This is a genomic window from Aquimarina atlantica (genome assembly GCF_000626715.1).
In the GTDB taxonomy this organism is placed as follows: Bacteria; Bacteroidota; Bacteroidia; order Flavobacteriales; family Flavobacteriaceae; genus Aquimarina; species Aquimarina atlantica.
Map to the genome: position 1 here is coordinate 121646 of NZ_AQRA01000002.1, position 12441 is coordinate 134086.

The window sequence follows — 12441 nt, forward strand, 5'->3', positions numbered from 1 at the left end:
CCCCAAAATATAACCTAAGCTTTTTTTAATCCCTTCTACCCATAAAGATAGAGATAAAATACAGCAAGGTCGCCAAAGAACCTAAAGCAGCAACTACATAAGTACGTGCAGCCCATTTTAATGCATCTTTAGCACCAGCATGTTCTTGTGCAGTAAGCATATTATTATTTTCTAACCACGCTAATGCTCTATTACTAGCATCATATTCTACAGGAAGTGTAATAAATGCGAATAATGTGGTTACTGCAAATAGTATGATCCCAATCAGAAAAATAGTATTTCCTAAGATCATTCCTGATGCCGAAAGAACAAGTCCTCCCATAATCACAAAATTAGAGAGCTTGCTTGCAATTCCTACCGCAGGTACAATCTTTGATCTCATGGTTAACCAACTATACGATGTGGCATGTTGTACAGCATGACCACATTCGTGGGCAGCAACTGCCGCTGCCGCTGCATTACGCTGATTATACACCCCTTCACTTAAATTTACTGTCTTATTTAATGGATTATAATGATCTGTAAGCATTCCGGCAGTAGAAACCACCTGCACATCACGAATCCCATTATCTTGTAGCATTTTTGTTGCAATTTCTGCACCGCTCATGCCATTTTGTAGGCTGATATTAGAATACTTTTTGAATTTACTTTTAAGTTTATTGCTTACATAGGTACTCACCAAAAATATGACTCCCGCAATAATATAATACCCCATCATAACTATTCACTTTTTTATTGTAATTAAATTTGGAATATAAAATACAAAAACCTCGCCATAATAACGAGGTTTTTGATTAAATAAACTTGAGTTAGCCAATAAATCGAGTTTAATTCAAATATACATTTACATCTTTTAAAGGAAGATTAAAAGCCTCAGATATCGCAGGATATACGACATCACCATTAATCACGTTTAGTCCTTTTTTAAGTGGTTCATTTTCGTTACAAGCTTTTTTCCAGCCTTTATTTGCCAATTGTACTGCATATGGCAAAGTGACATTAGTTAATGCCAAAGTTGACGTATATGGTACAGCTCCTGGCATATTTGCGACAGAATAATGCACTACATCATCAATAATATATACCGGATCCTGATGAGTTGTTGGTTTTGTTGTTTCAAAACAACCTCCTTGATCTACTGCCACATCCACAACCACAGTTCCTGGTCTCATTTCTTTAAGCATATCTCGAGTAATTAATTTTGGTGCTTTTGCTCCTGGTATTAATACTCCTCCGATAATTAAATCAGCATCTTTTATATGTTTACGAATATTATATTCGTTAGAAAATTCTGTTTTCACATTTGCTGCCATTACATCATCTAAGTAACGTAATCTCTTCATACTGATATCCAAAATCGTTACATCAGCCCCCATTCCTGCAGCCATTTTAGCAGCTTGAGTTCCTACTACACCTCCACCAAGTACTAATACTTTTGCTGGCGGAACACCAGGAACACCACCAAGAAGAACTCCTCTTCCTTTTAATGGTTTTTCTAAAAACTTAGCTCCTTGCTGAATAGACATACGTCCCGCTACTTCACTCATCGGAGTTAATAGTGGTAAGCTTCGATCAGGATCTTCGACTGTTTCGTATGAAACACAAACCGAACCGCTTTCAATCATCGCATTCGTTAATTCTTCTCCAGAGGCAAAATGAAAATATGTAAATACTAATTGATCCTTTTTGATCAATTTATATTCTGGTTCAATAGGTTCCTTGACCTTAATAATCATTTCGGCAATACTATACACCTCTTCTATAGTAGGCAAAATTTTAGCGCCTGCTTTGATATATTCTTCATCTTCAAAACCACTTTGAAGGCCAGCATTTTGCTGTATGAAAACAGTATGACCATGTCTAACAAGCTCCATAGTCCCGGCAGGCGTTACACCTACTCTGTTCTCGTTATTTTTGATTTCTTTGGGAACACCAATTACCATATCTTTAATTTTTGTGCCGAAAATATATGTTTTTCGCAAAATACACAATTAAAAAACTCCAAAAAATACAATCTTAACAATTTTGAAGAATCATTGATTTTTCCTAAAAAAATTAGATTTTCAACAGTTTATTTCAATTTTATTGAATTTTTTTCGATATAAATCAAAAATCACTTACAGATCAATATTTTCTGTTTTTGTATTGGTAGTCATTTTTTTGAATAAAAAATAATTAACCCCATAAATTAACATCAAATTATAGTCAAATCATCATATAAAGACAGGCTGACAATTACACTTTAACCCATAAGCATTTTAACAAAGTAATACACTAACAATCAAATCGCTAACCAACCACATTTACAATTTTACCGGGTACTACGATTACCTTTTTAGGTTCTCGACCCGCAAGTTGTTCTTGTGTTTTTTCATGAGCCATCACTGCTGCTTCAATCTCATCTTTGCTTAGCTCTAATGATAACTCCATCGTAAAACGCATTTTACCATTAAACGAAATAGGGTATTGCTTAGTACTTTCTACCAGGTGTTTCTCTTCAAATACAGGAAATGCAGCCGTCGATATAGATTCGTCATGCCCTAACTTTTGCCATAATTCTTCAGCAATATGAGGTGCATAAGGAGAAATTAATACGATTAAAGGTTCTAAAACTGCTCTAGAAGTACATTTCTGAGCTGTTAATTCATTTACTGCAATCATAAAAGTACTTACCGATGTGTTAAACGAGAAGTTCTCGATATCTTCTTCTACCTTTTTGATCGTTTTATGCAATGTTTTTAAATTTTCTTTGGTAGGTTCGGTATCGGTTACACCAAACGTTTCTCCATCATGATATAGTTTCCAGAGTTTTTTAAGAAAAGAATGTACCCCTGTAATCCCTGCAGTATTCCAGGGTTTTGCCTGTTCTAATGGCCCCAGGAACATCTCGTATAATCGTAAACTATCGGCTCCATACTGCTCGCAAATACCATCTGGATTCACCACATTAAACCATCGTTTAGACATTTTTTCTACTTCTCTGCCAACGATGTATTTTTCGTCTTCTAACTCAAAATCAGCATCATTAAACTGTGGTTGCCATTTTCTTAAAGCATCTATATTAAGTTCATCTGAGCTATTGATCAAACTTACATCTACACGAAGTTCTTCTGTTTCATATTGATCCTTTAATCCTTTAGAAACATAGGTATTAGATCCACTAATTCTATACACTATAGCACTGGTTCCTAAAATCATTCCCTGATTGATTAGCTTTTTAAACGGCTCATCAACTGTAATGTATGCTCTGTCTTTTAAGAATTTGGTCCAAAAACGAGAATATAATAAGTGACCTGTTGCATGTTCGTTTCCTCCTATGTACAAATCTACATTTTGCCAGTATTGCATCGCTTCCGCGGAAGCGAATTCATGATCATTATTAGCATCCATATATCGAAACGGGTACCACGAGCTTCCTGCCCAACCTGGCATCGTATTTAATTCTAAAGGATGAATATTAACGTTATCAATGTCCTCATTTTTTGCCAACTCGCCCTTGAGGGCGTCCCATGCCCAAATATCGGCACGACCTAATGGTGGCTCACCTGTTTCTGTTGGCAAGTACTTTTCTACTTCGGGTAACGCCAACGGCAAATGTGCAACATCAATCATTTGTGGCATCCCGTCTACATAATACACAGGAAACGGCTCTCCCCAATATCGTTGACGACTAAATACGGCATCACGCAATCTATAATTGGTTTTTCCCTGCCCTTGACCTAGTTTTTCTAACTCATAAATAGCAGTTTTGGTCGCTTTCTTATAGTTTAATCCATTAAGGAAATCAGAGTTGGCTATAATCGTTTTTTCTTTATCGGCAAACGCTTCTTCAGAGATGTCTATACCTTCAAAAATATTAGTGATCGGGATATCAAAATGCTTTGCAAAATCATAATCTCTCTGATCTCCACATGGTACTGCCATTACAGCACCGGTACCATATCCAGCCAATACATAGTCTCCGATCCAGATCGGTACAGGTTCTTTGGTAAACGGGTGCTCTGCATATGCCCCTGTAAACTCACCACTAATCGTTTTTACATCTGCCATACGCTCGCGCTCACTACGTTTGGCCGTTGCTTCGATATAGGCTTCTATAGCCGCTTTCTGCTCAGGAGTTGTTATTTTGGCAACTAATTCATGTTCTGGAGCTAATGTCATAAATGTAGCACCAAAAATAGTATCAGGACGTGTGGTAAATACTTCGATCACCTCATCATGTTCTTTAACCTTAAAAGTCACACTGGCACCTACAGATTTTCCGATCCAGTTGCGTTGTGATTCTTTAAGAGAATCTGTCCAATCGATAGTTTCTAATCCTTGCAATAATCGTTCTGCATAAGCTGAGATGCGCATACTCCATTGCGTCATCTTTTTACGAATCACGGGATACCCTCCTCGCTCAGAAACTCCGTTTACAATTTCATCATTTGCCAGTACGGTTCCTAATTGCGGGCACCAGTTCACTTCGGTTTCTGCCAAATAGGTTAACCTGTATTTTAATAGTACTTCTTGTTTCTCTTTGGAAGAAAAATTATTCCAGTCTGCAGCCGTAAATGCTGTTATATCTTCATCACAAACTGCATTTATTTTTGCGTTTCCTTCTGAGGTAAAGATAGCTTCGAGATCATCAATCGTTCTTGCTTTATCTGTATCTTTATCATACCACGAATTAAATAGCTCTATAAAGATCCATTGTGTCCATTTATAAAAATTAGGATCACTGGTTTTTACTTCGCGACTCCAATCAAAAGAGAAGCCAATTTTATCTAATTGCTCACGATAACGAGCTATATTTTCTTTAGTAGTTATTGCAGGATGCTGTCCTGTCTGGATTGCATACTGCTCTGCTGGTAATCCAAAAGAATCATATCCTTGCGGATGTAATACATTAAATCCTTTATGGCGTTTATATCTTGCATAGATATCACTGGCAATATATCCCAGCGGGTGCCCAACATGTAATCCTGCACCCGATGGATATGGAAACATATCCAATACGTAGTATTTAGGTTTATCACTGTTATTATCAGCTTTAAAAGTGCCGTTTTCTGCCCAATAATTTTGCCACCTGGCTTCAATAGTATTAAAATCGTAGCTCATTACGTTTATTTCTGTATTACCATTTTTATGAGAAGTGCAAAAATATGGTATATACTAATATTATTGTGTCTAATTTGAAGAAATGTAATAATATTAGGGGTCTTTTATTTATTTTTTAAAGTTCTGGCTTTAGTCTCCATAGGTAATAAGCAACTATATATAAACGTATTTGCAGGTGTTGAAATATTTAATTTAGCTCCTTGTTTTACGATAAAGCCATTAAAATTATCTAATTCTGAAGGCCTACCCTCCATGATATCACGTTGCATAGAAGCGGTAGAATCATAGGGTTGCTTACCGATAAAAGCCAAAATCCGAGATACGATATCTTCTGGTAACGAAACTCCTTTAGCAATACCTACTTTATAAATCTCGGTAGCTGTCTGTTCTAAAATACGATAGGTTTCCGGATTTTCATATACCTCTCCGATTGTAGCACGAGTAAGTGCACCAATACCACTAACTGTAGTAATAAACATAAATTTGCTCCAGATATCTACTTCAATATCTTTAGAAATTGTATTACTAAACCCCGCTTTGTCGAATACTTCTTTTACTACCTGCAAGCGATCTGTTTTACTTTTGTCTAATTCCCCAAAAACAACTTCGGGTTGATGACCAAAATGAGCAATGATACCAGGATTTTCTATCTTGCTATAGATTTTACACAATCCTCCTAAAACATGTTTTTTATCTACTACAGAACATACTTTTTCCGCATTATCGGCTCCATTTTGCAATGGAATAACAACTGTATCTTCTTTTAAAATAGGATGAATTGATTTTGCTGCCTCGGCTACCTGCCATGATTTGGTACAGATTAGCACGATATCTGCTTTTTCTATAGTATCAATTTGATCTGTTGCATAAAACGGGTGAGTTACAAAATCCCCATTGATACTTTTAACTTGTAATCCATTATTTTTAATAGCTTCGAGATGTTCCCCTCTGGCTACCAAAGTTACTTTTTGTTCTGAATTAGCAATTTTTCCTCCAAAATACCCCCCAACTCCACCAACTCCAATGATAACTATATGCATATTTTAAATCTATTTTACAGTGTAAATGGTATAAGATTATTTTTAAGTATACGTTATTCAAATGTAATCAAACTATATCATAAAAACAGATCCCATTCTGTAATGGGGTTAACTTGAGTAATTTATTCTAAAATGAGGTGCGTTTTAGAATAAAAAGTCTCGCTAACTTTATTATTTTTACGCACAAATCAATTTATTTATGAGCTCATCTTTTGAAAAATACCAAAAACGACGACTAATCTCTTCTTATTTTTCTGTGGTTATTAGTATTTCTTTGGTGTTATTTTTATTGGGCTTATTAGGCTTATTGGTATTAAATACTAAAAAGGTAGCGGATCATTTTAAAGAAAAAATTGCACTTACTATTTATTTAAAAGACACTGCCAAAGATGTTGAAATCAAACAATTGGAAAAAACTCTGGCGCTGGCAGAATATACTAAATCGACTGCTTTTATTTCTAAAGATCAAGCTGCCGAAGAACATAGTAAAGATATCGGAGAGAATTTTATGGATTTTCTTGGGTATAACCCGCTTCAGAATTCTATCGACGTATATTTAAAAGCAGATTTTGTAGATCAGGCAAAAATTGAAGAAATAAATGCTTCTATCATCAAAAAAGATTTTGTAGATGAAGTGATTTACGATAAACCTTTGATTTCATTATTAAACGATAATATAAAACGTATTAGTTTTTGGGTACTTCTCATTAGTGGTATTTTCACTTTTATTGCGGTATTGCTTATTAATAGTTCTATACGTTTATCGGTGTATTCAAAAAGATTTATCATTAAAACCATGCAAATGGTAGGAGCTACAAAAAAGTTTATTCGCAAGCCTTTTGTATGGAAAAGTGTGCGATTAGGAATGATAGGAGCAATTGTAGCTTTAATTGGTGTTGGGATTGTATTATATTATCTTAATAAAACATTCCCAGAACTGGCATTGCTTGATGACAAAATCTTACTTATTATTTTATTTGCCGGTATTTTTGGGATTGGTGTACTTATTACATGGATCAGTACATTCTTTGCTACACAACGATTCTTAAACCTAAGAACCGATGAATTATACTATTAATGTAGATTAACCTGAACAGGTACATTTACTAATTTAAAACTACTAATCTAGATGCACTAATGGGTAAAATTGTTAAAATATACCTTTCGATCATTTTTGTACTTTTTGTTGCGTTTATGGTAGCAGTAATACAAACATTTCGGCCTGTACGTAACGTGCAACCCGATGATGTTATGAAGATTGAAGGAATTGTAACCAACATACAGGAAGGACCGGGGTTTGATATTGTAATTACCCTTAAAAATGATAAACACCATTACTATATTAATCGTGGATTACAATATCAACTAACTGTAGAACAATTACGTTCTGATATTCTTAATAAAAAAGTTACTTTGTATGGTATAGAAAGATGGACTATATTTACCCGTGATAAAAATATGGGACATATATCAAAATTAATAGTTGATGATACTATAATATTTAACGAAATTGATAACGATGAGCATGAAAAAACAATCTAATAAAAATACGCCAAAACCTGATTTTATTTTTGAAAAGAAAAACTATATCGTTATGGCTATAGGGATAGCGGTAATTGCTCTTGGCTTTATTCTCATGGCAGGAGGAGGAAGTGATGATCCTAATGTTTTTAATCCAGACATCTATAATTTTAGAAGAATTCGATTAGCCCCAACCATTGTTTTAATTGGTTTTGGTATTGAAATTTATGCTATTCTTCTAGATCCCAATAAGAAGAAAAAACAGTAATGTATCATTTTATTTTACGGTAGTTATATCTTTGCGTCAAATTTAAGAAATCCCAAAATTCTCTATGGAAATCATCGATGCAATTATTCTAGGCATAGTACAAGGGCTTACCGAATTCTTACCTGTTTCTTCTAGTGGTCATCTCGAGCTTGGCAAAGCTATTTTAGGTGATCAAAGTGTACCAGAAGAATCTTTACTTTTTACTGTGGTCTTACATTTTGCAACCGCACTAAGTACTATTGTAGTGTTTAGAAAAGATATAGTAGAGATTGTAAAAGGACTATTGAAATTCGAAAAAAACGAAGAAACTCTCTTTTCTTTTAAAATCATTATTTCTATGATTCCTGCTGTTTTAGTAGGTTTATTTTTTGAAGAACAATTAGAAAAACTTTTTGGAGACAATATTATGTTTGTTGGGTTTATGTTGCTCATTACAGCTGCGCTATTATGGTTTGCAGATAAAGCAAAAAGCACTCGAAAATCGGTTAGCAACTCAAATGCATTCGTAATTGGCGTTGCCCAGGCAATAGCAATGCTTCCCGGAATTTCGAGAAGTGGTGCTACAATATCTACTTCGGTATTATTAGGAAATGACAAAACCAAAGCCGCTCGCTTTTCTTTCTTAATGGTTATCCCCTTGATTTTTGGAAAAATTGCCAAAGACATACTTAGTGGTGATCTTACATTCTCATCAGAAAATAGTATTCCTTTGGCACTTGGCTTTCTGGCTGCGTTTATCTCAGGACTTTTTGCATGTACCTGGATGATTTCTTTGGTTAAAAAGAGTAAGTTAACTTATTTTGCCGTATATTGTATACTTGTTGGCTTATTAGCCATCAGTTTTGGTTTTATTAAATAGCCCCCATCTATAATGCTAACCGAACAAAATTACAAAGACGGTCAAGTTCTTTTGATCGATAAACCATTGCAATGGACATCTTTCCAAGTTGTAAATAAACTTCGTTGGCTTATCCGGAAAAATTTTGGTATCAAAAAAATTAAAGTAGGCCATGCAGGAACACTAGATCCTCTTGCAACAGGATTATTACTTATCTGTACAGGAAAATACACTAAGCGCATACAAGAATTTCAAGGACAAGCCAAAGAATACACTGGGACAATATTACTTGGCGCAACAACACCTTCTTATGATTTAGAAACCGAGATTGATCAGACTTTTCCTGTAGATCATATTTCTGAAAAAATTATTCATAAAACGACATCTCTTTTTATTGGAGAAATAGAGCAGTACCCTCCTATTTTTTCGGCTTTAAAAAAAGATGGTAAACGGTTATATGAATATGCTAGAGAAGGAGAAACTGTAGAAATTAACTCTCGAAAAATTACTATAACCGAATTTGAAATCACTAAAATCAAATTCCCCGAAGTAGAGTTCAGAGTTGTATGTAGCAAAGGGACATATATCAGATCATTGGCACATGATTTTGGAAAAGCATTAAATAGTGGGGCTCACTTAACTGTTTTAAGAAGGACTAAAATAGGATCGTTTTCGGTTGAAAATGCGACTACAATTGAGTCTTTTGAAAACCAGTTACGCCCAAAAATTGAAACTACATAAAATATTGTAGAATAAAAGTAGTTATAATTACCTATGGAATTTGTAGAAAAACATAAAGCTTTGATTATCACATCGATGTTGATGGGAATCGTTGTTCTAAGTCTTTACAATATCAATATGATAAATAAGCAAAAAGAACAATCTGAAATCTTAATGGAAATCCCCGAAGAGTTTCTTGCCGAAGAAGAAGAGCCCGAAGAAGAACTAATCGCTCAGGAAGATCGACAATTAATTGCTGCCAAAAGAACACATGCTGCTTTTAATGAGGATTTTGAAGACCCAGAAGAGTTTGAACAGCGAATGAAATCGTTAACAGAAGCTGAAACTTCTGCAGAAGAAAGTGAAGAAGCTGCACCAACAGAAGGAGAGGTTCCTATTGATGAAAAGGAAGAAAATGAAGCTGAAAAAAAGGATAAACCAGAACCCGAAGGTAAAGAAACCAACAATAGAAATAGTTCTCTTACTTATAGCTTGAAAAACAGAAAATCTATAGACCTACCCAATCCTGTATATACATGCAATGGAAGTGGTAAAGTAGTAGTAAAAATTGAAGTCAACAAAAATGGATATGTCGTTAATACCAAAATAGATAAGAGAAATTCTACTACCAGAAACGAGTGTCTTTTTGACAATGCTATGGATTATGCCAGAAAAGCTCTATTCTCTCGTTCTGATATCGAAGAACAAAAGGGCACTATTACGTATTACTTCAATTATGGTGGTTAAAGTAATTTAATTTATTAGTTATTCATATAAGGCAAGTTAGTGTTTCACGATACTATTTAGTGTTGAAATTTTTCTCTTTAAACAAATTTCAAATACTAAATAAGTGAGAAAGAAAAGCTTTTATTCAGCTTAAATAAGGTGTCAATCAAACGTATAATCAATCCCCTTATTGTTTTTTTAGAATCTTTATTATTTTATTCAGACTACTATCATAGTTTTAATTACTTCTAAGACCAATACATCTAAATATGAAACGATACTCATTATAAACCTTAAACTATATCTAAGATATATTGAAAAAAACCAATCTATTAATAAAACTTACATTTATAATGGTTTTGGTAAAAATTCACTCGTTTTTTGGAGTTGATTTTCTTTCAAAATCATCCTGTCCAGAGTAGATTTTCTTATATGAATTTTATGTTATTTTAAAGTTACTATTTGTAAAAAATTTAACCAAAATAATTTACAATATACTGATTTTCAGTATTTTACATTTCATTTATTTTTCAGAAAAAGAAAATGATCTTCAACTACGGAGAACCCGTATCCTACTTATATTGGTTATTACCTAACTTTATATAAAAGCATTTTACACTTTGTAACATTGATAGAAATCTGTGTAAACAAAAAAATTAACCAACTTTATAATAAATCACAAAAATCATGAAAAAAACAATGACAAAAAGGCGTTTTAATTTATCATCAAAACTTGTATTATCTATTTTTATTTGTTTAACAGCTTGTCAATCAAATTTAGATGATGAAATAGAAACAAGTATTGAGAATAATGTAGAAAAAGCAGGAACTGGAGCTAACAGAGATATCAAGCTTGATTTTTATTTGGGTGATAATGGATTAGGGAATCAGCAAGGTAATGTCGAGAGTACTGGATGGGCTGCAAATAAGCAGAATCAATGGTCAGAATGGGGAGGAGATTCAAACTTTTATGATCCAGATTGGATTGTCTTAAACCTGATTACCAGAACCTCAAAAAATTTAAAAAATCTAGATTTTAGGATTGCTATTCAATTATCAGACGGAGGTAGTTCTGGTAATAATGCTGGCTTAGTTAGATATACTCCTTGGGCAAGCCAAGGGGGAGGATGGTCATCATGGGCTACAGATTCGAATGCATATGATTTTGATGCTGTTAGGTTTATGATACAAACAAGACCATATGCAGGATTAACTGTAGAAGATGTTCGGTTTGGAGTTCAATTAACAGATGGCGGAACCAGTTCTTCAAAGAAAGGAATTGCTAAGTATACTCCATGGTTATCACAAGGAGGAGGCTCTACAGGATATGCAGGAGATTCAAACTTTTATGATCCTGATGCTATTAGGGTTAAACTAGAAATTATTAAGTAATTAAATTTACTTCAGGAAAAATCTAATCTTATTACAATACGCTAATTTTTTTTGAACGCATTTTACCAAACCTCATAAGCTAAAACTTATGAGGTTTTGATATTATACAATTATAACAAACTTGCTAGGTCCTCTGCAATATTTGCACCTTTGTCCTTGTTATACCAAACTTGTAAATCTTGTTTAAACTCTGGGTCTAAGCTACCGTGTCTCTCTTTATAATCATTTACCATTTGTGTTGCTACAGAAGGTCTGGGGCCCCATGAATTTAATACTTCTTTGTTTTGATTATCATACACAATTAATTTAGGTATTGATTTTCCTCCGTTGGTTAAAAAATTATTCATCAACTTATCGTGATCATCTCTAGAGATAATTTTTAAATCTATCCCATCATTTAATTCTGCAAGTTTATTTAATACAGGTAATACATGTGCAGCATCTCCACACCATCCCTCTGTTAATACCACCCAGGTTACATTTAGATCGGCATTAGAAAATGAAGTACTAATCGACTCATCTATTTTTAAAGTCTTATCCCATCGTTTCATTCTACGATCATTAAGCATACTATAATTTGTTAATGCTTCAGACTGTTCGTGACCAGTAGATTTATTTTCGGTTAGTAAGTCACTAATCAGGTTCTTGTATTCCTGGTATGTATAGGAATTATCAATTCCTTGAGTTATCAATTCGGGTATTGTCATTGTAGTAGGTTGTTCCATAATTATAGGTCTCAAAAATAGGTAAAACAATATTTTTACATCAAAAACGCATAGATCAAAATCATATAACTATCAATTTTTGAAGGTTTCCTATACATAGACGATAGT

Annotated in this window: 12 protein-coding genes; 7 read left to right on the forward strand and 5 right to left on the reverse strand. The window is 33.9% G+C overall.

Translation table 11 applies throughout. The features are described from left to right. Positions 1-25 precede the first annotated feature (25 nt). From ATO12_RS04965 to ATO12_RS04980, 4 genes are all read right to left on the reverse strand, one after another. Positions 26-718, reverse strand: a complete 693-nt coding sequence (locus tag ATO12_RS04965; RefSeq protein WP_034239663.1) for a zinc metallopeptidase — start codon at positions 716-718, stop codon at positions 26-28. Positions 719-827: 109 nt separating this feature from the next. Beyond that, positions 828-1943 (reverse strand): alanine dehydrogenase, encoded by a 1116-nt coding sequence (ald, locus tag ATO12_RS04970; RefSeq protein ID WP_034240406.1) that lies wholly within the window; start codon positions 1941-1943, stop codon positions 828-830. 346 nt (positions 1944-2289) lie between these two features. Next, a complete protein-coding gene (gene leuS / locus ATO12_RS04975) occupies positions 2290-5103 on the reverse strand; it encodes a leucine--tRNA ligase (RefSeq protein WP_034239665.1) in 2814 nt (937 codons plus the stop codon). Between the two features lie 104 nt (positions 5104-5207). Continuing rightward, positions 5208-6143 carry a 2-dehydropantoate 2-reductase gene (locus ATO12_RS04980; RefSeq protein ID WP_034239668.1) on the reverse strand — a complete coding sequence of 312 codons (936 nt, stop codon included), beginning with the start codon at positions 6141-6143 and terminating at the stop codon, positions 5208-5210. 199 nt (positions 6144-6342) lie between these two features. Between ATO12_RS04980 and ATO12_RS04985 the strand changes: the two genes are divergently transcribed. From ATO12_RS04985 to ATO12_RS05015, 7 genes are all read left to right on the forward strand, one after another. Beyond that, a complete protein-coding gene (locus ATO12_RS04985; RefSeq protein ID WP_034239670.1) occupies positions 6343-7221 on the forward strand; it encodes a cell division protein FtsX in 879 nt (292 codons plus the stop codon). A 59-nt stretch (positions 7222-7280) separates the two neighbouring features. Beyond that, entirely contained in the window at positions 7281-7685 is a 405-nt protein-coding gene (locus tag ATO12_RS04990; RefSeq protein ID WP_051575626.1) for a hypothetical protein, read from the forward strand. Next, positions 7669-7932 carry a DUF3098 domain-containing protein gene (locus tag ATO12_RS04995; RefSeq protein ID WP_034239671.1) on the forward strand — a complete coding sequence of 88 codons (264 nt, stop codon included), beginning with the start codon at positions 7669-7671 and terminating at the stop codon, positions 7930-7932. Before ATO12_RS04990 ends, ATO12_RS04995 begins: the two co-directional genes overlap by 17 nt. 64 nt (positions 7933-7996) lie before the next feature. Beyond that, positions 7997-8791 (forward strand): undecaprenyl-diphosphate phosphatase, encoded by a 795-nt coding sequence (locus tag ATO12_RS05000; protein ID WP_034239673.1) that lies wholly within the window; start codon positions 7997-7999, stop codon positions 8789-8791. 12 nt (positions 8792-8803) lie between these two features. Next, positions 8804-9511, forward strand: coding sequence for a tRNA pseudouridine(55) synthase TruB (gene truB, locus ATO12_RS05005; RefSeq protein WP_034239675.1), 708 nt, complete (start codon positions 8804-8806; stop codon positions 9509-9511). Between the two features lie 33 nt (positions 9512-9544). Continuing rightward, positions 9545-10237, forward strand: coding sequence for a hypothetical protein (locus tag ATO12_RS24620; RefSeq protein WP_051575627.1), 693 nt, complete (start codon positions 9545-9547; stop codon positions 10235-10237). 666 nt (positions 10238-10903) lie between these two features. Continuing rightward, positions 10904-11608, forward strand: a complete 705-nt coding sequence (locus ATO12_RS05015; protein ID WP_051575628.1) for a hypothetical protein — start codon at positions 10904-10906, stop codon at positions 11606-11608. Positions 11609-11718: 110 nt separating this feature from the next. On the opposite strand, the gene ATO12_RS05020 is transcribed toward ATO12_RS05015, so the two are convergent. Further along, complete coding sequence (locus ATO12_RS05020) at positions 11719-12333, reverse strand: thioredoxin family protein (protein WP_205625224.1); 615 nt, start codon at positions 12331-12333, stop codon at positions 11719-11721. Positions 12334-12441: the final 108 nt, after the last annotated feature.

What these genes read in the sequence shown, in the direction of transcription:
- ATO12_RS04965 (WP_034239663.1), bottom strand. Translation starts at nt 718, where the DNA reads ATGATGGGGTATTATATTATTGCGGGAGTCATATTTTTGGTGAGTACC.
- ald (WP_034240406.1), bottom strand. Translation starts at nt 1,943, where the DNA reads ATGGTAATTGGTGTTCCCAAAGAAATCAAAAATAACGAGAACAGAGTA.
- leuS (WP_034239665.1), bottom strand. Translation starts at nt 5,103, where the DNA reads ATGAGCTACGATTTTAATACTATTGAAGCCAGGTGGCAAAATTATTGG.
- ATO12_RS04980 (WP_034239668.1), bottom strand. Translation starts at nt 6,143, where the DNA reads ATGCATATAGTTATCATTGGAGTTGGTGGAGTTGGGGGGTATTTTGGA.
- ATO12_RS04985 (WP_034239670.1), top strand. Translation starts at nt 6,343, where the DNA reads ATGAGCTCATCTTTTGAAAAATACCAAAAACGACGACTAATCTCTTCT.
- ATO12_RS04990 (WP_051575626.1), top strand. Translation starts at nt 7,281, where the DNA reads ATGGGTAAAATTGTTAAAATATACCTTTCGATCATTTTTGTACTTTTT.
- ATO12_RS04995 (WP_034239671.1), top strand. Translation starts at nt 7,669, where the DNA reads ATGAAAAAACAATCTAATAAAAATACGCCAAAACCTGATTTTATTTTT.
- ATO12_RS05000 (WP_034239673.1), top strand. Translation starts at nt 7,997, where the DNA reads ATGGAAATCATCGATGCAATTATTCTAGGCATAGTACAAGGGCTTACC.
- truB (WP_034239675.1), top strand. Translation starts at nt 8,804, where the DNA reads ATGCTAACCGAACAAAATTACAAAGACGGTCAAGTTCTTTTGATCGAT.
- ATO12_RS24620 (WP_051575627.1), top strand. Translation starts at nt 9,545, where the DNA reads ATGGAATTTGTAGAAAAACATAAAGCTTTGATTATCACATCGATGTTG.
- ATO12_RS05015 (WP_051575628.1), top strand. Translation starts at nt 10,904, where the DNA reads ATGAAAAAAACAATGACAAAAAGGCGTTTTAATTTATCATCAAAACTT.
- ATO12_RS05020 (WP_205625224.1), bottom strand. Translation starts at nt 12,333, where the DNA reads ATGGAACAACCTACTACAATGACAATACCCGAATTGATAACTCAAGGA.